Here is a 24,130-nt window from a genome sequence, read left to right on the forward strand (position 1 = left end):
TTTAACAACTAAATGTTAAAAAATAACATTCACTTCAAATTAAAAGAACAGTTCGGCAATTTTTTTTTGAACCGGCTTCTTCCACTTACCGGTTACAGATGAATAAAGAAACAGATTTTTATTAAGCTCAAGCTCGGGGAAAACAGAAATAATTTGTTTAACCGCTCTATGATTTTCAGACTGGTTGAGCTTATCTGCTTTGTTAAGAATTACAGAATAATCTTTTCGGGCACTTTTCAGCCATAAATTCAGTTGCTTATCCAGCTCTGTTGGTTTATATCTCGGATCAATCAGGTGAAAAGCATGATGTATTTGCTTCGATTCAAGTATGTATTTTGAAACAAGTTTCCCCCACTTTTCTCTTTCCTTCTGACTGGTTTTTGCATAACCAAAACCAGGTAAATCAACGATTAGAAAAGTTTTGTCCGCTTCATAAAAGTTTATTGATCGTGTCTTGCCCGGAGTTGAGCTTGTCCTGGCAAGTCCTTTCCTGTTAGATATGCTGTTAATGAATGAAGACTTGCCAACATTAGATCTGCCACAGAGTATCAGCTGAGGTAATTCAATCTTCGGCAAATCAAAAGTTTCAAATACCGATTTTACAAAATGAATATCTTTAAACATTATTAATAAAAAAAGAGTAACCGGAAATTCGATTACTCTTATAATACAAAAAATATGTTAAATTATTTTTTAGGAACTTCAGCAGCTTGTTCTTCAAGCATCTGATTTTCTTTTTCAGACTTCGCTTTTGCTTCTTTCTCTTTAGCCTTTGCTTCACGTTTCTCTTTCTGCTGCTCCGCTCTGGCTGTAACTACTTCATTGTAGTCAACAAGTTCAATTATCGCCATCTGAGCTGCATCACCCATCCTATGACCTAATTTAATAACCCGTGTATATCCACCGGGTCTTTCACCAATCTTTGGAATAATTTCAGAGAATAATTCTTTAACTACCTCTTTATCCTTTATTATATCCATCACCTGCTTCTTTGATGCAAATCACCTTTGCGGGCTTTTGTTACAAGCTTCTCAGCAAAAGTTCTGGTCTCTTTTGCTTTGGCAAGCGTTGTCTTTATTCTTTTATGCTTTAAGAGAGAAGTTATAAGCGAATTAAGAGTAGCTTTCCGATGGCTGGCAGTTCTACCTAATTTTCTTCCCTTAACATTGTGTCTCATCTGATTACCTTTATCGTTTTATTTAGCTTCTGCTTCTACTTTAAGATATTTATCTACATCCATTCCGAATTCAATTCCGAGGTCTTCAACAATTTCCATAAGTTCAGCCAGAGATTTTCTTCCGAAATTTCTGAACTTCAACATTTCAGCTTCATCTTTTTTAACCAAATCTCCGAGTATTTTTATGTTTGCTGCTTTCAGGCAGTTATGCGATCTCACACTCAATTCGAGATCATCAACGGGTGTAAGAAGGATCTTCTTGATTCGATCAAATTCAGTATCCTTTTGAATAACAGGCTGCTCTTCTTCCTGTTCAATATCGAAATTAATAAACAACTGCACATGTTCACGGAGAATTTTTGCTGCCTGTGTAAGTGCGTCATCAGGAGTGATTGAACCATCAGTTGAAATTTCGAGCATAAGTTTTTCGAAATCATTCTTATCGCCAATTCTAACATTTTCAACTGTCATCTTCACATTTCTAATCGGGGTGAAGATAGAATCAATCGGGATAACACCGATTGCCTGATCAGGTGAAGAATTTTCAACTGCAGGAACATAACCGGTTCCTTTACCTACCCGAAGTTCGACGTCGAACTTAGCACTCTTACTTAATGTGGCAATATGAAGTTCAGGATTAAGTATTTCAATTTCGTTGCTTGCTTTTTGAATATCAGCTGCAGTCCAGTTTGTATCGCCATTAAATGATAGATCAATCTTATTAGGCTTTTTTGTTAAAAATTTCATTCTAACCTGTTTCAGGTTCAAAACGATTTCAGAAACGTCCTCAACTACACCCGGAATGGTTGTAAATTCATGCAAAATTCCACTGAATTTAACTGAGGTGATTGCAGCACCAGGCAGAGATGATAGAAGCACTCTTCTTAAAGAATTACCTAAAGTAACTCCGAATCCTCTTTCCAGCGGTTGAAGTGAAAATCTACCAAATGTATTTGAGTAGTTGGCTTCATCTAAAACCACTGACTCCGGCATAATTAAATGTGATGTATTCATTAATAAATCCCTCTAAGATTTCAAAAATTAATTATTTAGAATAGAGCTCTACAACCAATTGTTCATTGGCGTTTAGAGGAACATCTGCTCTTTCCGGAACCTGAAGAAATGTTCCGGTCAATGTTGCTTTATCGATAGTAAGCCAGGGGTACGCACTTTCTTTCACACGCTTAAGTGAGTTATGAATTGCGTCGAGTTTCTTACTTTTGTCTTTTACTTTAACAATGTCACCTTGTGATACGAGATAAGATGGTACGTCTACAAGTCTTTCATTAACTATAAAATGTCTATGCTTTATAAGCTGTCTTGCCTGACTTCTGGAAGCAGCAAATCCCAGCCTGTAAACAACGTTATCCAATCTTCTTTCAAGTATCTTAATCAGGTTTTCACCAGTAATACCTTTTTGCTTATTAGCTTTCTCAAAATAATTTCTGAATTGAGTTTCCAGCAAACCGTACATTCTTTTGATTTTCTGTTTTTCTCTCAGCTGTAATCCATATTCAGATACTTTTGCCCGTCTGCTGAGGCCATGCTGACCTGGTGCATAATTTCTTGATTCAATCGGGCACTTTTCAGTATAGCATTTCTGACCTTTAAGAAAAAGTTTTTGTCTTTCTCTTCTGCATAATTTGCAAACTGAATCTGTGTGTCTTGCCATTTAAAAATAACTCCTTCTTTAAACTCTTCTACGCTTTGGTGGCCTGCATCCGTTATGAGGTATTGGTGTTACGTCCTTAATAGATGTAATTTCCAATCCGGCAGTATGCAAAGATCTGATTGCCGCTTCTCTTCCTGAGCCTGGTCCTTTTACTTTTACTTCAACTTTCCGAAGACCAAGATCATATGCTTCTTTAGCTGCAGCTTCGGCAGATACCTGTGCTGCAAATGGTGTATTTTTCCTTGATCCTTTAAAACCATTTTTACCTGCAGATGACCAGGATAATGTATTTCCATAAATATCCGTAATCGTGACAATAACATTATTAAATGTTGCTTTAATATGAGCAACACCGTTCAGGTCGACCTGCGTTTTCTTCTTTACTTTTTTTACCGATTTAGCCAATCAAAATCCTCCGATTAACAAAAATTATTTCTTAGTTGGTGTTTTCTTTTTGCCGGCAACAGTTTTACGTTTGCCTTTCCTGGTTCTCGAGTTTGTTCTGGTTCTCTGACCTCTTGCCGGAAGTCCTTTTCTATGTCTTATTCCTCTGTACGCTCCGATATCCATCAAGCGCTTAATGTTCTGCTGTACTTCTGAACGAAGTGCACCTTCAACTTTAAACTCAGATGTAATAACAGCTCTGATTTGAGCAACATCTTCTTCTGTCAGATCACCAACTTTTTTGTTCGGATCTATCTTTGCTTTCTCCAGAATTTCAGAAGATGATGTCGGTCCGATTCCATAAATGTACTGCAGACCGAATAAAACTTTTTTATTTTTAGGTAAATCAACACCTGATATACGAGCCAAAATATAACTCCTCTTTTAAAATTTAACCTTGTCTTTGCTTGTGCTTTGGATTAGAGCAAATTACTCTAACAACGCCTTTGCGTCTTATTATTTTGCACTTATCACATATTTTTCGCACTGATGATCTAACTTTCATATTAACACCTGTTATTTATATCTGTAAGTAATTCTTCCCTTGGATAAATCATAGGGAGACATCTCAATTGATACTTTATCACCAACCAGAATTTTTATAAAATGCATTCTCATCTTGCCCGAAATATGAGCAAGTATTTCGTGGCCGTTATCTAACTTTACCCGGAATGTAGCATTCGGTAAAGTTTCAGTTATTACGCCATCTATTTTTATCGGACCTTGTTTTGCCATTAACAAACAGTTAATATTTCCGGTGAATTATCCATTATCAAAATTGTATGCTCAAAATGTGCTGATGGTGAACCATCTGCAGTTAAAACAGTCCAGCCATCCGAAGCAGACATAACCTCATACCCACCAGCATTAACCATTGGCTCGATTGCTATCGTCATTCCTTTTTTCAGTTTTGAGCCTGTGCCTCTTTTCCCGAAATTTGGAACTGCCGGATCTTCATGTAAAAACTTTCCGACTCCGTGACCACAGAGGTCTCTGACGACTGAAAATCCATTTTGCTCAACATAATCCTGAACGGCTGCTGATATATCGTGGATTCTGTTTCCACTTTTGGCTTGCTCAATTCCAAGGTACAATGATTTTTCCGTTACTTCAAGAAGTTTTCTTTTTTCCTCGGAAATATTTCCCACTGCAACTGAAATAGCCGCATCGCCATAAAAATTATTTTTAAGAACACCAACATCCAGAGATATTATATCTCCGTCTTCAAGCTTTACCTGTCCCGGAATTCCATGAACAACTGCATCATTGATTGAGGTGCAAACTGATCCCGGAAAACCAGGCAAACCTCCCTGCGAATATCCTTTAAATGCAGGGCTCGCATTATTACTTCTTATATAATCTTCAGCTATTTTATCGAGTTCAATTGTCGTAACACCAATTCTAACCTGACTTTTAACTAATCGAAGCGTTTCAGCAACAATTCGACAACTTTCCTTTATAAAATCAATTTCCTTTTGAGTCTTTAAATAAATCACAAGTGCTAACTAAGCTCTGCGTCCTCTGAGTTTACCGGACTTCATAAAGCCATCATAATGTCTCATCAGCAAGTGCGATTCTATCTGCTGCAAAGTATCCAAAGCAACACCAACGATAATCAGCAAGCTTGTTCCTCCAAAGAACTGTGCGAACTGTGGTGATACGTTGAATCCGGATATGAATGCCGGTAAAATTGCAACAATTGCCAGGAAGATTGAACCCGGCAGAGTAATTTTCGTTAAAATATTATCAATGAACTCAGAAGTCTGTTTTCCGGGTCGGATACCTGGAATGAAACCTCCCTGCTTCTTCATGTTATCGGCAACGTCTTTCGGATTAAATGCGATTGCTGTATAAAAATAGGTAAAGAACACAATCATCAAAGCATAAATCACGGAATATACCGGCGAATCATAAACAAAATAACTTGATAAGTTCTGTAAAAATTCGTTCTCAGGAAAAAATGATAAAACTGTATTTGGAATAAACATTATCGATTGAGCAAATATTATCGGCATTACGCCGGCTGTATTAACTCTTAAAGGAATATACTGGGTAACACCACCGTATATTTTTCTTCCGACAACTCTTTTTGCATATTGAACAGGTATCCTTCGAGTACCCTGAGTGACAAGAACAACTCCAGCAATAATGAAAAACATAAAGATCAGAATAATTATCTCAATAATAATTGATCTCTGTCCAACACTGATTAATCTAATTTCATCAATTATTGAGTGCGGAAACCGAGCAATAATTCCAATAAAAATTATCAAAGAAATTCCGTTACCTATTCCTCTTTCTGTTATCTGTTCTCCCATCCACATCATGAAGATAGTTCCTGATGTAAGAATAATTATTGTAGAAAGAACCCAGGCAAATCCATTAACAGCCTCAGGAACAATCGGTAAACCCTGAACTTGAATATTTAATAACCTTATCGTTACTCCCCAGGCTTGCATACCCGAAATAGCTACGGTCAAGTACCTGGTCCATTGGGTAATCTTCTTTCTTCCTTCTTCACCTTCCTGCTGTAATTTCTGCAGATACGGCCAGACAGCACCCAGCAACTGTAAGATAATAGAAGCTGAGATGTAAGGCATAATACCAAGTGCAAATATAGCTGCATTTGAAAATGCACCACCAACAAACAGATCATACAAACCAAAGAGGTTGTCGCTGGTTGCATTTTTCATGCTCTCAGCAAGGAGTGTTGTATCAACACCCGGGATAGTAATATGTGCACCTAATCGAACAAGAAACAACAAAGCCAGCGTATAAAAAATCCTCTGGCGAAGTTCATGTATCTTGAAAATGTTCCGGAAAGTTTCTGTAAGTCTCGACATTTAATACCGCATTAAATTAACTTTATTGAACCGCCAGCTGATTCGATTTTTTCTTTAGCGCTTTGACTTATAGCATTAACCTCAAGGTTTAGTTTTACTTTAAGCTCGCCTTTACCTAAAATCTTAACGGGTTTTTTCGTTGTTGAAATCAGACCTAAGTTCTTCAATTCCTCAATATTTATAACGCCATCAAGTTTACTATCGCTTGCAACTCGTTGCAAAGCATTAAGATTAACTACCTGATAGGTTTCCTTAAAAATATTCGTGAATCCGAATTTCGGAATTCTTCTTTGAAGAGGCATCTGACCACCTTCAAACCATGGTTTTTTCTTTGAGCCAGAACGTGAACGCTGACCATTCATACCTCTTGTCGCCTGACCGCCGTGACCTGAACCTTCACCTCTGCCGACTCTCTTACGTTTTTTCTTTGATCCTTCAGCGTATTTTAAATTACTTAAAATGTCCATCTTTTAGTTTCCTTACTCCTTAACTTCTTCAACTCTAACGAGATGTGTAACTTTGTTTATCATTCCCCGGATCTGCGGAGTATCGTTATGAATTCTTTCCCAGTTTGGTCTTCCCAAACCCAACGCTTCGATAATCCTTTTCTGTTTCTCGGGTCTGTCGATTACACTTTTAGTTTGTATAATTTTTAACTTTGCCATAAATCCTCTATTAAGAAGCAAAAATTTCCTGAATAGTTTTTCCTCTTTTATCTGCCATAGTTTTTGCATCAATCTGCATCATCAATCCATTTAATGTCGCTTTAACCTGATTATGCGGATTGCTTGATCCTAATGATTTTGTTAAAACATCCTGTACACCTGCAGCTTCAAGAACTGCTCTGACTCCACCGCCAGCAATAAGCCCGGTACCTGGGGAAGCTGGTTTTAGTAAAACTTTCCCGGCGCCGTATCTGCCGATAATTTCATGCGAAACTGTTCCTTTACGCACTGTTACCTTAACAAGACTTTTCTTTGCATCATCAATGCCTTTTGAAATGGCATCAGTTACTTCGTTAGCTTTGCCAAGCCCGACTCCAACGGTTCCGTTTCCATCGCCAACAACCACAATAGCATTAAAGCTGAACCTGCGTCCACCTTTTACAACTTTTGCAACACGATTGATGTGAACAACTTTTTCTTTTAATCCTTCTATCTCAGTGGATTTAACTCTTTTCAATTTATCTCCTAAAAAAAACTTTCGTTAATTGTATGGAAGCTGCCGGGAGAGGATTCGAACCTCTACAGACGCCTCCAAAGGGCGTAGTCCTACCATTAGACGACCCGGCAAGAATCATTAGAATGCAAGTCCTCCCTCACGGGCACCATCAGCTAAAGCTTTTACACGACCATGATATCTAAAGCCGCCTCTATCAAATACAACTGATTTGATATTTTTTTCCAATGCTTTCTTTGCCAGCATTGTTCCTATCAGCTTACTCTTATTTATTTTACCTTTGACCGAATTTACTTCAGCTTTAGCTTCTTTATTTAAACTTGACATTGCAACCAATGTAGTTCCTGTTGAATCGTCAATGATCTGAGCATAAATGTTATCAAGACTTCTGAATACTGAAAGACGTGGTTTTTCAGTAGTTCCCGAAATCTTTTTCCTGATTTTTATTTTTGCTCTTTCTCTTGATGTTTTCTTTTTCATTACAAAATAAACTCCTAAAAATTATGCACCAGCAGTCTTACCGGCTTTCCTGATGATTCTTTCATCAGAATATTTAATTCCTTTACCCTTGTATGGTTCTGGTTTCCTGAATGATCTGATCTTTGCAGCAACAAGTCCGACTAATTCTTTATCATTTCCTGAAATGTTGATCTGTGTCGGTGCCGGCACTTCGAGCTTAACTTCATCCGGCGGAACGAAATAAATAGGATGAGAATAACCTATAGTTAGAAGTAAATTCTTTCCTTTTAATTCTGCTTTATAACCAACTCCAACTATTTCAAGAGATTTTTTATAAGAATCTGTTACACCAACAACCATATTCTGGACTAACGCACGTGTTAAACCATGAAGAGATCTTGTTTCCTTCAGATCATCAGGCCTGCTAAACTTAATTTCGTTATCCACGATTTCAGCTTTGATAGATGGATGAATTGATCTATGCAATTCGCCCTTTGGTCCTTTAACTTTAATCGTCTGACCATCCAAAGTTATTGTAACACCCTTCGGAATCTCTATTGGTTTTTTACCTATTCTGGACACTCTTTAATCTCCGACTTTAAAAATTTACCATATATAACAAACTACTTCGCCGCCAACGAGGTTATTCCTTGCATCCTTATCGGTCAATAAACCCTTCGGAGTAGAAATAACAGCAGTGCCTAATCCGTTTAAAACTTTAGGCAGCTTATCAGCTGATCTGTAAACACGAAGACCCGGTTTACTAATTCTCTTCAATCCATTAATAGCTGGTATTCCGTTTTTATACTTGAGAACAATATTCAACTTTTTCTGCTTATTATCATCAACAACTTCATAATCTATGATGTAACCTAAATTCTTCAGAATTTCTGATAATCCTATTTTAGTTCTCGAAGCCGGAATTTCGACACGTACTTTTTTAGCTTTAGTAGCGTTTCTTATTCTTGTTAAATAATCTGCAATGGGGTCTGTAACTGGCATTTACACTTTCTCCGTTTACCAACTTGATTTTTTTACGCCTGGAATTTCACCTCTGAGAGCCATCTCTCTGAATACCAATCTTGAAACTCCAAATTTTCTATAATAGCTCCTGGCTCTTCCTGTAAACATGCAACGATTTTTCAATCTGGTCGGAGAAGAGTCACGTGGGAGTTTTTGCAGCGCTTCGTAATCACCGGCTGCTTTCAAATCCTCGCGAATTTTCTTGTACTTTTCGTAAAGTCTGTGTCTTTTATCTTCTCTTGCTATTAAACAGGTCCTGGCCATTAAAATCTCCTAAGCTTTTTTAATTTCTTTTTTAATGAAAGGCATTCCGAATGCTTTTAAAAGCTCGTAAGCTTCGTTGTCACTTCTCGCTGAAGTAACTATTGTAATATCCATTCCGAGAACACGTGTTATTTTATCGACATTGATTTCTGGGAATATAATCTGCTCTTTTACACCGAGAGTATAATTACCTCTTCCGTCAAAAGATTTATCTGATAAACCTCTGAAGTCACGTACTCTTGGTAAAGCAACATTTATGAGACGATCAAGAAATTCGTACATTCTGTCTTTACGAAGAGTTACCATTGCACCAATGCTGATTCCTTCACGTAATTTAAAGTTTGAAATTGCTTTCTTTGCTTTCCTGATGCTCGCTTTTTGCCCGGTTATTGATTCCAACTCTCTAACGGCTTCTTCAAGAATTTTCGGTTCGGCAACCGCAGCTCCAACACCCATATTGACAACTACCTTTTCAATCTTCGGAACCTGCATCGCATTTTTATAACCGAATGTCTTTTTAAGACCAGGAACTACATCACTGTGATAGAAATTAAAAAGTCTGCATGGAATTTTAACATCCTTTACAGCGGATGGTTTTTCAGCATCTTTTTTTGGTTTCTCTTTTTTCTCTTTTGATTCTTTTACTTGCTTTTTTTCTGCCATCTTACTAACAATAATTTAAATTCTTATTGAATCATTTCGCCGCTTGCCTTAGCAACACGGGCGATTTTCTTTGTACCAGTTTTTTCATCAAGAATAACTCTTGAACCAATACGAGTCGGTTCATTAGTCTTAGGATCCAAAATCATCACATTTGAAGCATGAATTGATGCTTCTTTTTCAAGAATTCCGCCTTGCGGATTTTTCTGATTTGGTTTTGTATGCTTTTTCCTGAGATTTATTCCTTCAACTATAATACGATACTTCTGAGGAAATACTTTTAAAACTTTTCCGGTTTTACCACGGTCGTTGCCGGATATAACCATTACCATATCATTTTTTCTGATTTTCATTTTAAACCTTTTACAATACTTCGGGTGCTAATGAAACGATTTTCATAAATTGTTTATCTCTAAGTTCACGAGCAACAGGTCCGAAAATTCGTGTACCTCTTGGTTCATTCTGCGGATTAATCAATACTGCTGCATTTTCATCAAACCTGATATATGAACCGTCTTTTCTTCTTACTTCTTTTTTAGTTCTTACAATCACCGCACGGGAAACTTCACCTTTTTTACTGTGCCGTTTGGCATTGCAGTTTTAACGCTAACCACAATTGTATCTCCAACAGTAGCATATCTTCTTCCGCTTCCGCCCAAAACACGAATGCATCTTACTTTTTTTGCACCCGAGTTATCAGCTACTACCAGATTTGTTTCTTCCTGAATCATCGCCGTAATTCTCCTGCCTACTTGGCTTTTTCAATAATTTCAACTAATCGCCATCTCTTCTTTAAGCTGAGCGGGCGTGTTTCCATAATTTTTACTTTATCACCAATGCCGCATTCCTTCTTTTCATCGTGAGCCATAAGTTTTGTAGTCTTCTTAAAATATTTTTTATAAATAGGATGAGCTACTTTTCTTTCGATGGCAACAGTGATAGTTTTATCCATCTTATTGCTTACGACAACACCGATCCTTGTCTTTCTTAATCCGCGTGTTTCCATTTTTTTAAGCGTTTACTCCTTTCGCTGAAGTATCTGCAGCTTGAAATTCTCTTTGCTTAAGAACGGTCTTCAGTCTTGCAATATCTCTTTTAACATTTTTTATTTTTGAAGTATTTGTCAACTGTTTCAATTGATGAGAAAACCTTAAATCTACTAAGTTGCGTTCTTCGTCTTTTATTCTTTGAATTATTTCTTCAGTTTTCATTTCTTTTATTTCATGAATCTTCATTTCAATATCCTTGCTTATTCAAAATCTGGTCTGGAAACCACTTTAGTTTTAATGGGTAACTTGTGCGAACAAATTGTAAGCGCATCATTTGCAACTTCTCTGGTAACGCCGGAAACTTCGAAAAGAATTCTTCCCGGTTTAATTACAGCTACCCAGAATTCCGGGGCTCCTTTACCCTTACCCATTCTGGTTTCCAAAGGTTTTTTAGAAACTGGTTTGTCTGGGAAAATTCTAATCCAAACACGACCATCTCTCTTCATTTTTCTTGAAAGAGCAACACGGCAAGCTTCAATCTGCCTGCTGGTTATCCATGCTGGTTCGAGAGACTTTAATCCAAAATCTCCAAAAGCAACCGAACTGCCACGTTTCGCATTACCTTTTCTTCTACCTCTATGTGCTTTTCTAAATTTTACTCTTTTCGGCATTAACATATTGTTAGCTCCTGCTCAAAATTATTCACTAGCTCTCTTGCCGAGAATTTCACCACGGCAAATCCACACTTTAATTCCAATTGAGCCATAGATAGTTTCTGCTCTGCCATTTGCATAATCTATATCAGCTCTTAATGTGTGAAGCGGTATTCTTCCATCTTTATATTGTTCAGTTCTTGCGATTTCAGCGCCACCTAATCTTCCAGCACACATAACACGTATTCCTTCAGCACCCATTCTCATTGAAGCTGTAATCGCCATTTTCATGGCTCTTCTAAATGAAACTCTTCCTTCAATCTGACTTGCAATATTTTCTGCTACAAGATAGGCATCGAGTTCGGGTCTTTTTATTTCCGAAATCTGAATTTTAACTTCTTTGTTAGAAATCTGTTTTAATTCTTCTTCAAGTTGAGTGATTTCTTTACCACTTTTACCAATTACAACACCCGGTCTTGAAGTGTGAATATTCAGTATAATACTTTTTGATGTTCTGTCAATTATAATTTTCGAAATTCCTGCCTTCTTCAATCTGTTCCTTACATAATCACGAAGCTTATTATCTTCTTTCAACTTTGTAGCATAGCTTTTACTTTCATACCAATTCGAATTCCAGCCTCTTATCAAGCCTACTCTTAAACCTACCGGATTAGTTTTCTGTCCCAAAAATTCCTCCTGAAATTATGCTTTTTTTGCTACAACAATTGTTAAATGACAGGATCTTTTTCTTATCCTGTATGCTCTGCCCTGCGGTGCAGGTGATATTCTTTTCAAAGTCGGGCCAACATTTACATAGGCTTCTTTTACAAAGAGATCGGCTGGCTCAACTCTCACAGTTTCTTCTTTATTATTAATCAGATTTGAAACTGCTGATCGTAAAGTTTTTTCTGCATCCTTTGACGAATGTTTTGGAGAGAAGTGAAGTATCTCCAATGCTTTATCAACTGATTCACCTCTTATTAAATCGATTACCAATCTCATTTTTCTAGGAGATGATCCAATAAATCTGTTTCTTGCTCTTGCTTCCATCGTAAATAATCTTTCTTAATTAACCTGCTTTTACAGCTTTTTCTGCTTTAGTTCCCGGGTGACCTCTGAAAATCCGGGTGGGTGCAAACTCGCCTAATTTGTGCCCGACCATATTTTCAGTTATAAAAATCGGAATCATTTTATTTCCATTGTGAACTGCAATTGTGTGACCTACAAAATCAGGAGTAATAATGGATGCACGTGACCATGTTTTTACTATTTTCTTCTGATTTGCATCATTAAGCTGCTTGATTCTCTGTAACAGCTTGTAATGTATAAACGGTCCCTTTTTTACCGATCGTGGCATAGGCTAAACCTAACTTTTCCTTCTTTTAATAATGTATTTATTAGATGGATTTTTTCTCTTTCTAGTTTTCAATCCTTTTGACTTTTGACCCCAGGGAGAAACAGGATGTCCGCCGCCTGAAGTTTTTCCTTCACCACCACCCATTGGATGATCAACAGGATTCATTGCAACACCTCTAACATATGATCTTTTACCAAGCCATCTCGTTCTACCTGCTTTACCAAGACTGATATTTTCGTGCTCTGAATTTCCAACCATACCATATGTTGCGAGACAGTTAACGTTTATAAGTCTAACTTCTCCGGAAGGCATTTTCAACTGTGCAAAGTTTCCTTCTTTTGCCATTAGCTGAAGAGAACTTCCGGCACTTCTTCCAAGCTGACCACCTTTACCCGGTTTAATTTCTACGTTATGAACAAAACTACCCAATGGCATTTCCTTTAGAGGCAAAGCATTGCCAACTGAAATTTCACTTCCAGAACCTGAAGAAATTTTGTCGCCAACTTTCAATCCATTTGGTGCAATGATATATCGCTTCTCGCCATCAGCATAATGCAGCAATGCTATTCTTGCTGACCTGTTAGGGTCATATTCTATTGAGAATACTTTTGCAGGGATACCATGCTTATTTCTTTTGAAGTCAATAATCCTATAGCGTCTTTTATGACCGCCACCTATGTGACGTGCGGTAATTCTTCCAAGGTTATTTCTTCCGCCAGATTTTCTTAAAGCAACAGTAAGAGATTTTTCAGGTGTAGATTTAGTTATCTCTTCAAAAGTATAGTCGCTTTTGAATCTTGTTCCTGGTGTTACTGGTTTTAATTTTTTAATTCCCATTTACTTACCTGTTCCTATCAGCTATACTGCTTCAAATAGCTCAATTTTTTCCCCTTCTTTAAGGGTGATAATTGCTTTCTTATATTTTGCCGTTTTTCCGGTGAACCGTCCACTTTTTCTAAACTGCGTTTTGGTTTTCCCCTGATGATTAATAGTCTTTACATCGGTAACATGAACATTAAACTTCTCTTCAATTGCTTTTGCAATCTGAATTTTATTTGCTTTTGGATTAACGAGAAATCCATACTTACCTTTATCAGCAGTTATATTCGTCATCTTTTCAGTAATGAGAGGACTGATTAATATTTGGTGCATTAGTTCACCGCCTTTTCTTCTTTTTCACTGAATGTCTTTGAAATAGCATCAACAGCCGTCTGCTGTAAAACCAGAATTTGGTTATTAAGTATGTCATAAGTTGAAGCTTTGCTCGCTTCCATCACACTAACCTTACTAATATTTCTTCCTGATTTATAAACATTGGTCTCATTTTTACCCGTCAACAAAAGAATTTTTTTACCGCTGAGTTTCAAAGCATTCATCATTGACACAAATTCTTTTGTCTTTGGTTTATCAAACGAAAAATCCTCAACTACGATTAACTGTTCATCTTTTGCTTTATAGCTCAATGCAGATTTACGAGCAAGTTGCTTTACTTTTTGAGGAAGCTTCTGACGGTAATCTCTTGGGCGAGGTCCGAAAATAGTTCCGCCACCAATCCAAAGAGGTGAACGAATCGTACCTGCTCTTGCAGTTCCTCTTCCTTTTTGTCTCCAAGGTTTTTTACCACCACCGCGTACTTCAGATCTCTCTTTTGCTTTGTGAGTTCCCTGTCTCTGATTTGCAAGGAATGCTTTTACAGAAAGATAAATCGCATGATCGTTTGGCTGAATACCAAAGATTTCATCATCAAGCTTTACTTTCTTACCTGAAGGTTTGTTATAAATATCTAAATTCATTTTTGTTCAGTCATTAATTCTTTATCAGTTCAACTATCGAATTTATTGAGCCAGGTACAGCGCCCTTTACCATTATCAGATTATCTTCGGGGATTATTTTAATCACCTTAAGATTGCGGACAGTAACATTTTCAAATCCTTTTCTTCCAGCCATTCTCTGTCCTTTAAATACTCTTGAAGGCCAGGAACTTGCACCAATCGAACCAGGAGCTCTTAATCTATCGCTTTGACCGTGTGTGGTTCCACCAACACCGCCAAAATTGTGACGCTTCATTACACCCTGAAATCCTTTTCCCTTGCTCTTTCCTCTAACCTTTAATGTATCACCTTCCCGAAATATATCGACTTTAATATCATCACCAACTTTGAGGCTTTCAATATCGAATCCTTTAAATTCTCTCACAGTTTTTTGAGGAGTAACATTGCTTTTCTTAAACTGTCCTAAAACAGGTTTACTTACATGTTTTTCTTTCTTCTCTTCAAATCCCAATAGAGCAGCAGAGTAACCATCTTTTTCTTTGCTGCGAAGAGAGACAACTTTGCAAGGGCCCGCTTGAATTACAGTTACTGTAACCAAATCACCTTCAGCATTAAAGATGCTTGTCATTCCTATTTTTTTACCTAAAATTCCAGGCATATCAAACTCAGCGTTATATTATAATTTAATTTCTATATCAACACCCGCCGGAATATCAAGCTTGCTTAATGAATCGACGGTTTTGTTATTTGAGTTATGAATATCAATTATTCTTTTGTGAGCGCGCGTTTCAAATTGCTCACGTGATTTTTTATCAACGTGCGGAGATCTGAGAACAGTATAAACTGTCTTTCTGGTCGGAAGAGGAATTGGTCCTGAGACCACTGCTCCTGTACTCCTTACAGTTTTAATGATCTTTTCTGTTGACTTATCAATCAATATATGATCGTAAGATTTCAACTTAATTCTTATTTTCTGACCAGGCACTTAGAAACTCCTTTAATTTTACAAATGAAAAGGGAGATAAGGTCTCCCTTTTCTTAAAAGAATATTTGTTTATTATTTATAAATTTTAGTTACTACACCAGCACCAACGGTTCTTCCACCTTCACGAATAGCGAATCTTAATCCTTCTTCCATAGCGATTTCAGAAATCAATTCAACTTTAAGCTTAACGTTATCACCAGGCATAACCATTTCGGTTCCTTCAGGAAGAGTAGCAACACCGGTTACGTCAGTAGTTCTGAAATAGAACTGAGGTCTGTAACCATTAAAGAATGGTGTATGTCTTCCACCTTCATTCTTTGACAGAATATAAACTGAACCATCAAATACTGTATGAGGAGTAATCGATCCTGTTTTAGCCAGAACCATTCCTCTTTCAATTTCATTTTTATCAACACCTCTTAAAAGAATACCAGCGTTATCTCCAGCCATTGCAGAATCAAGTTCTTTTCTAAACATTTCAATTCCTGTCACAACTGTTTTCTTGTGAATACCTAATCCAATAAGTTCAACTTCCTCTTGAATTTTCACTTCACCTCTCTCAACTCTACCTGTAGCAACTGTACCACGTCCAGTAATTGAGAATACGTCCTCAACAGGCATTAAGAATGGTTTTGTAGTTTCTCTCTGTGGAATAGGAATATAGGAGTCTACAGCTTCCATAAGTTTCCAAATGCAATCAAGTCTAGGATCATCAATTTTAGTTTCATTACTTGATGCAGCTTCCAAAGCTTTCAATGCAGAGCCCTGAATAATTGGTATATCATCACCAGGGAATTCATAAGAAGTAAGAAGGTCTCTAAGTTCAACTTCTACAAGTTCAAGTAGTTCAGGGTCATCAACCATATCAACTTTATTCATGAAAACAACAATTTTAGGAACACCAACTTGTCTTGCAAGGAGAATGTGTTCTCTGGTCTGAGGCATTGGACCATCTGTAGCGGCAACAACCAGGATTGCACCATCCATTTGAGCAGCACCTGTGATCATATTCTTAACGTAGTCAGCGTGACCAGGACAATCTACGTGAGCGTAGTGTCGATTTGCAGTTGAATATTCAACGTGTGCGGTAGCAATCGTAATACCTCTTTCCCTTTCTTCGGGTGCATTATCGATACTATCGAATGTTCTTACCTCTGATAAACCCTTCTTATTGAGGGCCATAGTGATGGCGGCAGTTAAAGTGGTTTTACCATGATCGACGTGACCAATTGTTCCAACGTTAACGTGCGGCTTACTCCTGTCAAATTTTTCTTTTGCCATCGTATTCTCCTTTTAGTTTTGTTCCTTTTTTTGTTTATTCTTTTGTTAATTAAACTGCTGTTGACTTCTTACCTAATGATTTTTCAGCGATCTCCTCTGCTATTGATTGAGGAACCTGCTGATAATGATCAAACTGCATTGTGTAAATTGCTCTTCCCTGTGTCATAGAGCGAAGTATTGTAGCATATCCAAACATTTCAGAAAGAGGGACAAGTGCTTTAATAACCTGTGCATCCTTCCTTGCATTAAATCCTTCTATTTTTCCTCTTCGTGAGTTAAGATCTCCCATCACATCACCTAAGTAATCTTCAGGAGTTACAACTTCAACCGACATAATTGGTTCGAGTAAAATTGGTTTGGCTTTTTGAGAGCCACTCTTGAATGCCATTGAACCAGCTACTTTGAAAGATAATTCATCGGAATCAACATCGTGATAAGATCCATCGTATAGTTTGGCTTTAATGTCTACGACTGGGAAACCAGCAACTACACCGTTACGCATTGCTTCCTGTATTCCCGCAGATACTGCAGGTATATATTCTTTAGGTACTGTGCCACCGACAATCGCATTAATAAATTCGAATCCTTTACCTGGTTCATTTGGTCCAAGTTCAATTTCAACATGACCATATTTACCACGTCCGCCAGATTGCTTTATAAACTTACCTTCTACCTGAACAGTATCAGTAATAGTTTCTCTATAAGCAACCTGAGGCTTACCAATATTTGCTTCAACTTTAAATTCTCGCTTCATTCTGTCAACTAGAATTTCAAGGTGAAGTTCTCCCATTCCACTTATCAATGTCTGACCTGTTTCCTGATCAACATTCACACGGAATGTAGGATCTTCATCTGAAAGCTTTGCGAGTGATTCAGATAATTTATCCTGATCAGCTTTCGTCTTTGGTTCGATTGCGATTTGAATAACTGGTTCCGGGAACGACATTTTTTCCAGAATTATTGGATCATGCTCATCACATAAAGTATCACCAGTCCGTGTATGTTTTAACCCAACGGCAGCGGCTATGTCACCAGCTTTAACTTCATCGATATCCTCACGATGATTTGCATGCATCTGCAAAAGTCTTCCAATACGTTCTTTCTTCTGGCTTACTGAATTATAAATATATGAACCTGCTTTCAGAGTTCCAGCATATACACGGAAAAAGCATAATTTGCCAACGAAAGGATCATTCATAATTTTAAATGCCAAAGCAACAAACTTTTCCTTCTCATCAATTTTTCTTGTAACTAAATCATTTATTCCGATGTGATGAGCTTCTATTTCCTTAAAATCAACCGGTGATGGAAGAAGTTCAACTACATAATCGAGTAATTTTTGAACACCTTTATTTTTAAATGCAGAACCGCACAGTACCGGGATTATTTTTAGTTCAATGGTAGCTCTTCTTAATACTTTGAGTACTTCATCCGCAGTAATTTCTTTACCTTCAAGATATTTTTCGAGTAGCGTATCATCAACATCAGAGACAGCTTCCAGCATTTGAGTTCTGTACTTTGTAGCAACTTCCATCAAATCTTGAGGGATTGCTATCTCATCGTATGTTGCACCAAAAGTTTCTTCGTGATACATCCGAGCATTAAAATGGATAAGATCGATTACACCAACGAACATATCACCCTGACCAATTGGTAAATTTATCGGAACTGCGTTCGCTTTTAATCTATCTTTCATCATTTGAACGGCGTTATAAAAATCAGCACCGATTCTGTCAACTTTATTAATAAAGGCAATACGTGGCACACCATATTTATCTGCCTGTCGCCAAACTGTTTCGGATTGCGGCTCAACGCCACCAACTGCACAGAATAGTGCAACCGCTCCGTCTAATACTCTCAGTGAACGTTCAACTTCCACTGTAAAATCAACGTGTCCAGGTGTATCAATAATGTTTATCTGATGATCGTTCCAGTAACAAGTAGTTGCAGCGCTGGTAATTGTAATACCGCGTTCTTTTTCCTGTTCCATCCAATCCATAACTGCAGCACCATCGTGCACTTCACCTAATCGATGAAGTTTTCCGGTATAAAACAAAATACGCTCAGTCGTTGTGGTTTTACCCGCATCGATATGCGCCATTATCCCAATATTTCTTACTTTTTCTATTTTTACTTTCTGAGACATAAATTCTTAGCTTATTCTTACCATTTAAAATGAGCAAAAGCTTTATTAGCTTCAGCCATTTTGTGAGTATCATCCTTTTTCTTTACAGCCGATCCTTCATTGTTAGATGCTGCGATTAATTCTTGAGCTAGTTTCTGTGCCATTGTTTTATCACCACGCTGACTTGCATAAGTTTTAATCCATCTCATTGCAAGAGCTGTTCTTCTTTCAGGTCTAACTTCACTCGGAACCTGGTAAGTTGCTCCACCAACTCTTCTGCTTCTTACTTCGATAATAGGCTGAACATTTGAAAGTGCCTGTTTAAAAACTTCCAGCCCTGGTTTTTTAGTTTTGCCTTCTATTAAATCAAACGCACCATAAATAATTTTTCTGGCTGCGGATTTCTTTCCTTCATTCATCAATACATTGATAAACTTAGAAACTGTAATATCGTTAAACTTTGGATCTGGTTTTATATACCTTTTTTCTGCTCTTCTTTTTCTCATACTTCATTAAGATTTAGGTTTTTTAGCACCGTATTTTGATCTTCCTTTTTTTCTGTCTTCAACACCACTTGTATCAAGAGTTCCACGAATAATATGATATCTTACTCCGGGCAAATCTTTTACACGCCCTCCCCGTATCAACACAATCGAATGTTCCTGAAGGTTATGTCCTTCACCGGGGATATAAGCAGTCACTTCCATATGATTAGTAAGCCTGACTCTTGCTACTTTTCTTAAGGCTGAGTTTGGCTTCTTAGGAGTCGTTGTATACACACGTGTACATACTCCACGCTTTTGAGGGCAAGCACTCAAAGCCGGAGCTTTATTCTTTGATAATATCTGAACTCGTCCTTTTCTGACAAGTTGATTAATAGTTGGCAATACTTTCTCCTAAGTTTTATTCATATTAAAAAATTCGGATTTCAAATATACTTGTTGATAACTATTAAGTCAAGAAAGACAGTTAATCAAGGTGCTATTCAACACCGCTTTCCTCAACTTTTATTTCTTCTTCCTTAACCTCAACCACCGGTTCTAACTCACTTGATAACTTCAAATTCTTATATTTCTTCAATCCAGTTCCAGCCGGTATTAAGTGTCCCATCACTATATTCTCTTTAAGACCAATCAATCTATCAATTTTAGCCTGAATTGCTGCGTTTGCAAGAACTTTCGTTGTCTCCTGAAACGAAGCTGCCGATAAGAAACTTTCGGTTGAAAGGGCAGCTTGAGTAATTCCAAGAAGTACGTGCTCAAAAGTAGCTGGCATTGCATCTCGTATTTCCATCAACTTTTTCTCTCTCTTCTTGAGATCCACGTTTATTTCCCGTGCTTTAGTTTTAGGAAGGATTGAGCCATTCTTTAATCTAGAATCACCTTTTTCCTCAACTACGACGAGATTCGACATTTTATTGTTTTCTTCTAAGAATTCTATTCGATCAACCAAATCTTCCTCAAGAAACCTAGTATCACCCGGCGATACTACCCTAACTTTCTGAAGCATTTGTCTAACGATTACTTCTATATGCTTGTCGTTTATCTTAACACCCTGCAATCGATAGACATCCTGAATTTCATTTACCAGATATTCTTGTACTGCACTTGTTCCTTTAATTCTAAGAATATCATGAGGGTTCATTGGACCGTCGGTAATTTTTTCACCTGCCGGGATATCATCACCTTCCTGAACCAATATATGTTTCCCTAAAGGAACAGCATATTTTTTTTCATCAGATTCATCATGAGCTATAACTGAGATTTCTCTTGAGCCTTTCTTTCTACCACCAAACTTAACCAGTCCTTCTATATCCGAAACAATCGCCGGATCCTGAGGGCTTCTTGCTTCAAATAATTCTGTAACTCTTGGTAAACCACCAGTAATGTCTCTTGTCTTTGTCGTTTGCTTTGAAATTTTTGCAAGCACAGTACCGGCAGTAATTGATTCACCTTCTTCCACAGCTAAATAAGATCTGGTTGGAAGATTAAACGATTTCTTATCTCCATTCTCAGCAACGATAACTATACTGGGTGTCAGAGTTTTATCTTTTGAATCGGTTACAACTTTTTGTACGTGACCTGTTTGCTCATCCGTAACTTGCTTCAGTGTTGATCCATCCACTAAGTCAACAAAACCAACTTTACCTGGTATATCAGAAATAATTAATGCGTTGTACGGATCATGATGATAAAGAGCTTCGTTTCTTTTAACAACCTGACCATCATTTACAGTAAGTTCGGCACCGTAAGGCACATCATATTTCTTTAACTGCCTATTATTTTCATCATAGATTCCAATCGCACCTCTTCTTCCTGTGACTACTTTTACCGAAAAATCTTTCCCGGAAAAAGGGTCCTGAATAACTTTTTCTACAAAATTTACTTTTTCAAATTTTGCCGTTCCTTCAATATTTGTTTCAACTTGCGATTGAGTTGCAATTCTTGATGATGTACCACCAAGGTGAAACGTTCGAAGTGTAAGCTGAGTACCTGGCTCGCCGATAGATTGTGCAGCAACAATTCCAACAGCTTCACCTACTTCAACGAGTTTGCTTGTCGTGAGATTTCGGCCATAACATTTTGCACATACACCTTTCTTCGATTCGCAAGTTAATACAGTTCTAATATAAACCGAATCAATATTTGCATCTTCAATTTTTTCAGCGATATCTTCAGTGATTATTTCACCAGCTTCGATAATTAATTCTTCAGTAATTGGATGATAGACATCTTCCTGAACTACTCTTCCGGTGATACGTTCGCCCAAAGGCTCTCTTTCCTGTTCGACATCTTTAAGTGCTTTTACTTCTATTCCGAGAATTGTCCCGCAATCAATTTCAGTTATAATCACATCCTGCGAAACGTCAACTAATCTTCGCGTCAGATAACCAGCATCTGCTGTTTTGAGAGCAGTATCAGCAAGACCTTTTCTTGCACCGTGAGTTGAAATAAAATATTCAGATACGGTCAATCCTTCTTTAAAATTAGCAACGATTGGATTCTCGATAATTTCGCCTGCTTGACCGGATAATGTTTTCTGAGGTTTCATCATCAGACCTCTCATACCAGCAAGCTGTCGTACCTGTTCCTGCGAACCTCTTGCGCCAGAGTCAACCATCATATGCAAAGAGTTGAATCCGCCTTCAGCTCTTTTAATTTTTTCCATCAATGCCCGGGATACATCATTCGTAGTATGAGTCCAAACGTCAATTATTTTATTATATCTTTCTGCATCTGTAATTACACCTTGCTCGTGTTCATTTAGAATTCCATCAACCTTTTTGTTAGCCTTACCAATAAGATTTTCTTTTTCTTCAGGGACAACCATATCTGCGTAGCTAACGGATAATCCACCTTCGCTCGCGAATTTAAATCCAAGATCTTTCAGATCATCCAAGAATTTAGCAGTTACTTTGTTACCCAATTGGATATACATTTTTCCAATTATTCCACCAAATACTTTTTTGATAAGAAGCTGGTTGATGTAACCCATTTCTTTTGGAAGTATTTGATTGAATATTACTCTTCCAGTAGTAGTCTCTATAAAATTCCCATCTATTTTCACTTTAATCTTTGCATGCAGACCAACCTTTTTATTATCATAAGCGATAATCACTTCCTCCGGTGAATAGAATACCATTCCTTCACCTTTATCACCTTCTCTTTGTTTCGTCAAATAGTAGCATCCGAGAACTATATCCTGAGTAGGGACAACAATCGGACTTCCATTTTGTGGAGAAAGAATGTTATGACTGCTCAACATTAATAATGCAGCTTCGAGCTGAGCTTCGTAGGAAAGAGGAACATGCACTGCCATCTGGTCACCGTCGAAGTCAGCATTAAAAGCAGTACATACCATGGGATGTAACTGAATAGCTTTCTCATCAATTAATATCGGCTGGAAAGCCTGAATACCGAGTCGGTGCAGCGTGGGAGCTCTGTTTAAAAGAACAGGATGTGCCTGGATAATTTTTTCAAGTATATCCCAGATCATCGGGTCTTTTCTGTCGACAACTTTTCTGGCACTTTTAACTGTTTTGTTATGTCCTCTTTCAATTAATTTTCTAATTAAGAAAGGTTTGAATAATTCAACAGCAATATCTTTTGGAAGACCGCATTGATGAAGTTTTAATTCGGGTCCAACAACAATTACAGAACGTGCAGAGTAATCAACTCTTTTTCCCAACAAGTTCTGACGAAATCTTCCCTGCTTACCTTTAAGCATATCACTTAAAGATTTTAGAGGACGATTACTGTCACTTCTAACTGCACTTCCTCTTCTTGAATTATCAAAGAGAGCATCGACTGCTTCCTGAAGCATTCTTTTTTCATTTCGAAGAATTACTTCCGGGGCTTTGATATCCATCAGTCTTTTCAGACGATTATTTCGAATGATGACCCTTCTGTACAAATCATTCAAATCACTTGTGGCAAATCTTCCGCCTTCAAGTGGCACGAGTGGTCTTAGTTCAGGTGGTATTACGGGAATAAAACTTAATACCATCCACTCTGGTTTATTTTCAACTTTGATGTTTTCTAATTTGAAAGCTTCGATAACTCTTAATCTCTTAAGAAGGTCAGCCTTTTTTTGCTGAGATGTTTCTACTTTGACTTGCTCACGAAGTTCTTCAGATAGTTTTTCAATATTCGTATTCTTAAGAATTGTCTTTACCGCATCGCCACCAATTTTAGCAACAAATTTATCGGGATGAGTATCTTCAAATCTTTGGTTTTCAGAAGGCAAGGAACTCATCACTTCAAAGTATTGATCTTCAGAAATCAGATCACCTTTTTTCAAGCCGGTTGGTCCGGGATTGAGTACGATATACGATTCATAATAAATAACTTTCTCAAGCTCTTTAAGGCTTAAGCCGATGATGTTTCCGATCTTAGATGGCTGTGCTCTGAAGAACCAAATGTGTACTACAGGAACTGCAAGACCAATGTGTCCCATTCTCTCGCGACGCACACTCTTCTGAGTTACTTCAACACCGCAGCGATCGCAAATGATTCCTTTGTACCTGATCCTTTTATACTTTCCGCAGAAACATTCCCAATCACGTGTTGGTCCAAATATTTTTTCACAGAAGAGTCCGTCTTTCTCCGGACGGAATGACCTGTAATTAATAGTTTCAGGCTTAGTTACTTCCCCATAAGATCTTGATAAAATATCATCGGGACTTGCAAGACTAATAGTAATGCTGTCGATATCCATCATTGCGTGTTCTTGGATTCTGAAAGCCAT

Annotated in this window: 34 protein-coding genes, 1 tRNA gene and 2 pseudogenes; all 37 read right to left on the reverse strand. The window is 37.5% G+C overall.

What is annotated here, in order from left to right; translation table 11 throughout:
* Positions 1–39 precede the first annotated feature (39 nt).
* The 37 genes and pseudogenes from IPM14_07725 to rpoC all read right to left on the reverse strand — a co-directional run bounded on the left by IPM14_07725 (position 40) and on the right by rpoC (position 24,130).
* A complete protein-coding gene (locus tag IPM14_07725; GenBank protein ID MBK9097996.1) occupies positions 40–624 on the reverse strand; it encodes a YihA family ribosome biogenesis GTP-binding protein in 585 nt (194 codons plus the stop codon).
* Between the two features lie 62 nt (positions 625–686).
* Positions 687–1,177: pseudogene (gene rplQ / locus IPM14_07730) on the reverse strand (50S ribosomal protein L17).
* A gap of 18 nt (positions 1,178–1,195) precedes the next feature.
* Positions 1,196–2,191, reverse strand: a complete 996-nt coding sequence (locus IPM14_07735) for a DNA-directed RNA polymerase subunit alpha (GenBank protein ID MBK9097997.1) — start codon at positions 2,189–2,191, stop codon at positions 1,196–1,198.
* A gap of 31 nt (positions 2,192–2,222) precedes the next feature.
* On the reverse strand, positions 2,223–2,849 hold the full coding sequence (gene rpsD, locus IPM14_07740) for a 30S ribosomal protein S4 (GenBank protein ID MBK9097998.1): 627 nt from the start codon (positions 2,847–2,849) through the stop codon (positions 2,223–2,225).
* A gap of 18 nt (positions 2,850–2,867) precedes the next feature.
* Positions 2,868–3,254, reverse strand: coding sequence for a 30S ribosomal protein S11 (rpsK, locus tag IPM14_07745; GenBank protein ID MBK9097999.1), 387 nt, complete (start codon positions 3,252–3,254; stop codon positions 2,868–2,870).
* A 24-nt stretch (positions 3,255–3,278) separates the two neighbouring features.
* Complete coding sequence (rpsM, locus tag IPM14_07750) at positions 3,279–3,662, reverse strand: 30S ribosomal protein S13 (GenBank protein MBK9098000.1); 384 nt, start codon at positions 3,660–3,662, stop codon at positions 3,279–3,281.
* Positions 3,663–3,684: 22 nt separating this feature from the next.
* Entirely contained in the window at positions 3,685–3,798 is a 114-nt protein-coding gene (rpmJ, locus tag IPM14_07755) for a 50S ribosomal protein L36 (GenBank protein ID MBK9098001.1), read from the reverse strand.
* Between the two features lie 11 nt (positions 3,799–3,809).
* On the reverse strand, positions 3,810–4,028 hold the full coding sequence (gene infA / locus IPM14_07760; GenBank protein MBK9098002.1) for a translation initiation factor IF-1: 219 nt from the start codon (positions 4,026–4,028) through the stop codon (positions 3,810–3,812).
* Positions 4,028–4,789, reverse strand: coding sequence for a type I methionyl aminopeptidase (map, locus tag IPM14_07765; protein MBK9098003.1), 762 nt, complete (start codon positions 4,787–4,789; stop codon positions 4,028–4,030). Before map ends, infA begins: the two co-directional genes overlap by 1 nt.
* 9 nt (positions 4,790–4,798) lie before the next feature.
* Positions 4,799–6,136, reverse strand: coding sequence for a preprotein translocase subunit SecY (secY, locus tag IPM14_07770; protein ID MBK9098004.1), 1,338 nt, complete (start codon positions 6,134–6,136; stop codon positions 4,799–4,801).
* Between the two features lie 11 nt (positions 6,137–6,147).
* Entirely contained in the window at positions 6,148–6,603 is a 456-nt protein-coding gene (gene rplO / locus IPM14_07775; protein ID MBK9098005.1) for a 50S ribosomal protein L15, read from the reverse strand.
* A 12-nt stretch (positions 6,604–6,615) separates the two neighbouring features.
* Positions 6,616–6,801: a 50S ribosomal protein L30 gene (rpmD, locus tag IPM14_07780; GenBank protein MBK9098006.1), complete on the reverse strand. Its 186-nt coding sequence runs from the start codon at positions 6,799–6,801 to the stop codon at positions 6,616–6,618.
* A gap of 10 nt (positions 6,802–6,811) precedes the next feature.
* On the reverse strand, positions 6,812–7,318 hold the full coding sequence (gene rpsE, locus IPM14_07785; GenBank protein MBK9098007.1) for a 30S ribosomal protein S5: 507 nt from the start codon (positions 7,316–7,318) through the stop codon (positions 6,812–6,814).
* A 39-nt stretch (positions 7,319–7,357) separates the two neighbouring features.
* Positions 7,358–7,428, reverse strand: a tRNA-Gln gene (locus tag IPM14_07790).
* A gap of 7 nt (positions 7,429–7,435) precedes the next feature.
* Positions 7,436–7,795, reverse strand: a complete 360-nt coding sequence (locus tag IPM14_07795; GenBank protein MBK9098008.1) for a 50S ribosomal protein L18 — start codon at positions 7,793–7,795, stop codon at positions 7,436–7,438.
* A 21-nt stretch (positions 7,796–7,816) separates the two neighbouring features.
* Positions 7,817–8,356, reverse strand: a complete 540-nt coding sequence (gene rplF, locus IPM14_07800; GenBank protein ID MBK9098009.1) for a 50S ribosomal protein L6 — start codon at positions 8,354–8,356, stop codon at positions 7,817–7,819.
* Positions 8,357–8,380: 24 nt separating this feature from the next.
* A complete protein-coding gene (gene rpsH / locus IPM14_07805) occupies positions 8,381–8,776 on the reverse strand; it encodes a 30S ribosomal protein S8 (protein MBK9098010.1) in 396 nt (131 codons plus the stop codon).
* Between the two features lie 15 nt (positions 8,777–8,791).
* Positions 8,792–9,061 carry a 30S ribosomal protein S14 gene (gene rpsN, locus IPM14_07810; GenBank protein MBK9098011.1) on the reverse strand — a complete coding sequence of 90 codons (270 nt, stop codon included), beginning with the start codon at positions 9,059–9,061 and terminating at the stop codon, positions 8,792–8,794.
* 9 nt (positions 9,062–9,070) lie between these two features.
* Positions 9,071–9,724 (reverse strand): 50S ribosomal protein L5, encoded by a 654-nt coding sequence (gene rplE / locus IPM14_07815; protein ID MBK9098012.1) that lies wholly within the window; start codon positions 9,722–9,724, stop codon positions 9,071–9,073.
* Positions 9,725–9,747: 23 nt separating this feature from the next.
* Positions 9,748–10,074, reverse strand: coding sequence for a 50S ribosomal protein L24 (gene rplX / locus IPM14_07820; GenBank protein ID MBK9098013.1), 327 nt, complete (start codon positions 10,072–10,074; stop codon positions 9,748–9,750).
* 10 nt (positions 10,075–10,084) lie between these two features.
* Positions 10,085–10,452, reverse strand: a pseudogene (rplN, locus tag IPM14_07825) (50S ribosomal protein L14).
* Between the two features lie 17 nt (positions 10,453–10,469).
* The gene (gene rpsQ / locus IPM14_07830) at positions 10,470–10,727 is read right to left on the reverse strand and encodes a 30S ribosomal protein S17 (protein ID MBK9098014.1); all 258 of its coding nucleotides are present in this window, start codon (positions 10,725–10,727) and stop codon (positions 10,470–10,472) included.
* A 4-nt stretch (positions 10,728–10,731) separates the two neighbouring features.
* Positions 10,732–10,956 carry a 50S ribosomal protein L29 gene (rpmC, locus tag IPM14_07835; protein ID MBK9098015.1) on the reverse strand — a complete coding sequence of 75 codons (225 nt, stop codon included), beginning with the start codon at positions 10,954–10,956 and terminating at the stop codon, positions 10,732–10,734.
* Positions 10,957–10,970: 14 nt separating this feature from the next.
* The gene (gene rplP, locus IPM14_07840) at positions 10,971–11,387 is read right to left on the reverse strand and encodes a 50S ribosomal protein L16 (GenBank protein ID MBK9098016.1); all 417 of its coding nucleotides are present in this window, start codon (positions 11,385–11,387) and stop codon (positions 10,971–10,973) included.
* A 21-nt stretch (positions 11,388–11,408) separates the two neighbouring features.
* Entirely contained in the window at positions 11,409–12,050 is a 642-nt protein-coding gene (rpsC, locus tag IPM14_07845) for a 30S ribosomal protein S3 (protein ID MBK9098017.1), read from the reverse strand.
* A gap of 15 nt (positions 12,051–12,065) precedes the next feature.
* Positions 12,066–12,413, reverse strand: coding sequence for a 50S ribosomal protein L22 (gene rplV / locus IPM14_07850; GenBank protein MBK9098018.1), 348 nt, complete (start codon positions 12,411–12,413; stop codon positions 12,066–12,068).
* 19 nt (positions 12,414–12,432) lie between these two features.
* Positions 12,433–12,720 (reverse strand): 30S ribosomal protein S19, encoded by a 288-nt coding sequence (gene rpsS / locus IPM14_07855; GenBank protein ID MBK9098019.1) that lies wholly within the window; start codon positions 12,718–12,720, stop codon positions 12,433–12,435.
* 9 nt (positions 12,721–12,729) lie between these two features.
* Entirely contained in the window at positions 12,730–13,557 is an 828-nt protein-coding gene (gene rplB, locus IPM14_07860) for a 50S ribosomal protein L2 (protein ID MBK9098020.1), read from the reverse strand.
* A gap of 21 nt (positions 13,558–13,578) precedes the next feature.
* On the reverse strand, positions 13,579–13,872 hold the full coding sequence (gene rplW, locus IPM14_07865; protein MBK9098021.1) for a 50S ribosomal protein L23: 294 nt from the start codon (positions 13,870–13,872) through the stop codon (positions 13,579–13,581).
* Positions 13,872–14,513 carry a 50S ribosomal protein L4 gene (rplD, locus tag IPM14_07870; protein ID MBK9098022.1) on the reverse strand — a complete coding sequence of 214 codons (642 nt, stop codon included), beginning with the start codon at positions 14,511–14,513 and terminating at the stop codon, positions 13,872–13,874. Before rplD ends, rplW begins: the two co-directional genes overlap by 1 nt.
* Positions 14,514–14,526: 13 nt before the next feature.
* On the reverse strand, positions 14,527–15,150 hold the full coding sequence (gene rplC / locus IPM14_07875) for a 50S ribosomal protein L3 (GenBank protein ID MBK9098023.1): 624 nt from the start codon (positions 15,148–15,150) through the stop codon (positions 14,527–14,529).
* Positions 15,151–15,168: 18 nt separating this feature from the next.
* Positions 15,169–15,477, reverse strand: coding sequence for a 30S ribosomal protein S10 (gene rpsJ, locus IPM14_07880; GenBank protein MBK9098024.1), 309 nt, complete (start codon positions 15,475–15,477; stop codon positions 15,169–15,171).
* 72 nt (positions 15,478–15,549) lie between these two features.
* Complete coding sequence (gene tuf, locus IPM14_07885) at positions 15,550–16,758, reverse strand: elongation factor Tu (GenBank protein MBK9098025.1); 1,209 nt, start codon at positions 16,756–16,758, stop codon at positions 15,550–15,552.
* A gap of 49 nt (positions 16,759–16,807) precedes the next feature.
* Positions 16,808–18,904, reverse strand: a complete 2,097-nt coding sequence (gene fusA / locus IPM14_07890; protein MBK9098026.1) for an elongation factor G — start codon at positions 18,902–18,904, stop codon at positions 16,808–16,810.
* Between the two features lie 17 nt (positions 18,905–18,921).
* Positions 18,922–19,389 (reverse strand): 30S ribosomal protein S7, encoded by a 468-nt coding sequence (rpsG, locus tag IPM14_07895; GenBank protein ID MBK9098027.1) that lies wholly within the window; start codon positions 19,387–19,389, stop codon positions 18,922–18,924.
* 6 nt (positions 19,390–19,395) lie between these two features.
* Complete coding sequence (locus tag IPM14_07900) at positions 19,396–19,770, reverse strand: 30S ribosomal protein S12 (GenBank protein MBK9098028.1); 375 nt, start codon at positions 19,768–19,770, stop codon at positions 19,396–19,398.
* A gap of 94 nt (positions 19,771–19,864) precedes the next feature.
* The gene (gene rpoC, locus IPM14_07905; GenBank protein MBK9098029.1) at positions 19,865–24,130 is read right to left on the reverse strand and encodes a DNA-directed RNA polymerase subunit beta'; all 4,266 of its coding nucleotides are present in this window, start codon (positions 24,128–24,130) and stop codon (positions 19,865–19,867) included.

It is taken from the genome of bacterium, assembly GCA_016716565.1.
Taxonomy (GTDB): domain Bacteria; phylum Bacteroidota; class Ignavibacteria; order Ignavibacteriales; family Ignavibacteriaceae; genus IGN2.

Coding starts and splice junctions, on each gene's coding strand:
- rplP (MBK9098016.1), bottom strand. CDS start 11,387: ATGTTAATGCCGAAAAGAGTAAAATTTAGAAAAGCACATAGAGGTAGA.
- infA (MBK9098002.1), bottom strand. CDS start 4,028: ATGGCAAAACAAGGTCCGATAAAAATAGATGGCGTAATAACTGAAACT.
- rplE (MBK9098012.1), bottom strand. CDS start 9,724: ATGGCAGAAAAAAAGCAAGTAAAAGAATCAAAAGAGAAAAAAGAGAAA.
- rplC (MBK9098023.1), bottom strand. CDS start 15,150: ATGCCTGGAATTTTAGGTAAAAAAATAGGAATGACAAGCATCTTTAAT.
- rplW (MBK9098021.1), bottom strand. CDS start 13,872: ATGCACCAAATATTAATCAGTCCTCTCATTACTGAAAAGATGACGAAT.
- rpsS (MBK9098019.1), bottom strand. CDS start 12,720: ATGCCACGATCGGTAAAAAAGGGACCGTTTATACATTACAAGCTGTTA.
- rpsH (MBK9098010.1), bottom strand. CDS start 8,776: ATGCCAGTTACAGACCCCATTGCAGATTATTTAACAAGAATAAGAAAC.
- rpoC (MBK9098029.1), bottom strand. CDS start 24,130: ATGGCTTTCAGAATCCAAGAACACGCAATGATGGATATCGACAGCATT.
- rpmD (MBK9098006.1), bottom strand. CDS start 6,801: ATGGCAAAGTTAAAAATTATACAAACTAAAAGTGTAATCGACAGACCC.
- rpmJ (MBK9098001.1), bottom strand. CDS start 3,798: ATGAAAGTTAGATCATCAGTGCGAAAAATATGTGATAAGTGCAAAATA.
- rpsN (MBK9098011.1), bottom strand. CDS start 9,061: ATGGCCAGGACCTGTTTAATAGCAAGAGAAGATAAAAGACACAGACTT.
- secY (MBK9098004.1), bottom strand. CDS start 6,136: ATGTCGAGACTTACAGAAACTTTCCGGAACATTTTCAAGATACATGAA.
- rpsD (MBK9097998.1), bottom strand. CDS start 2,849: ATGGCAAGACACACAGATTCAGTTTGCAAATTATGCAGAAGAGAAAGA.
- rpsG (MBK9098027.1), bottom strand. CDS start 19,389: ATGAGAAAAAGAAGAGCAGAAAAAAGGTATATAAAACCAGATCCAAAG.
- rplD (MBK9098022.1), bottom strand. CDS start 14,513: ATGAATTTAGATATTTATAACAAACCTTCAGGTAAGAAAGTAAAGCTT.
- rpmC (MBK9098015.1), bottom strand. CDS start 10,956: ATGAAGATTCATGAAATAAAAGAAATGAAAACTGAAGAAATAATTCAA.
- tuf (MBK9098025.1), bottom strand. CDS start 16,758: ATGGCAAAAGAAAAATTTGACAGGAGTAAGCCGCACGTTAACGTTGGA.
- IPM14_07735 (MBK9097997.1), bottom strand. CDS start 2,191: ATGAATACATCACATTTAATTATGCCGGAGTCAGTGGTTTTAGATGAA.
- rplB (MBK9098020.1), bottom strand. CDS start 13,557: ATGGGAATTAAAAAATTAAAACCAGTAACACCAGGAACAAGATTCAAA.
- IPM14_07725 (MBK9097996.1), bottom strand. CDS start 624: ATGTTTAAAGATATTCATTTTGTAAAATCGGTATTTGAAACTTTTGAT.
- IPM14_07795 (MBK9098008.1), bottom strand. CDS start 7,795: ATGAAAAAGAAAACATCAAGAGAAAGAGCAAAAATAAAAATCAGGAAA.
- fusA (MBK9098026.1), bottom strand. CDS start 18,904: ATGTCTCAGAAAGTAAAAATAGAAAAAGTAAGAAATATTGGGATAATG.
- rpsQ (MBK9098014.1), bottom strand. CDS start 10,727: ATGGAAACACGCGGATTAAGAAAGACAAGGATCGGTGTTGTCGTAAGC.
- rplX (MBK9098013.1), bottom strand. CDS start 10,074: ATGAAAATCAGAAAAAATGATATGGTAATGGTTATATCCGGCAACGAC.
- rplV (MBK9098018.1), bottom strand. CDS start 12,413: ATGGAAGCAAGAGCAAGAAACAGATTTATTGGATCATCTCCTAGAAAA.
- rplO (MBK9098005.1), bottom strand. CDS start 6,603: ATGGACATTTTAAGTAATTTAAAATACGCTGAAGGATCAAAGAAAAAA.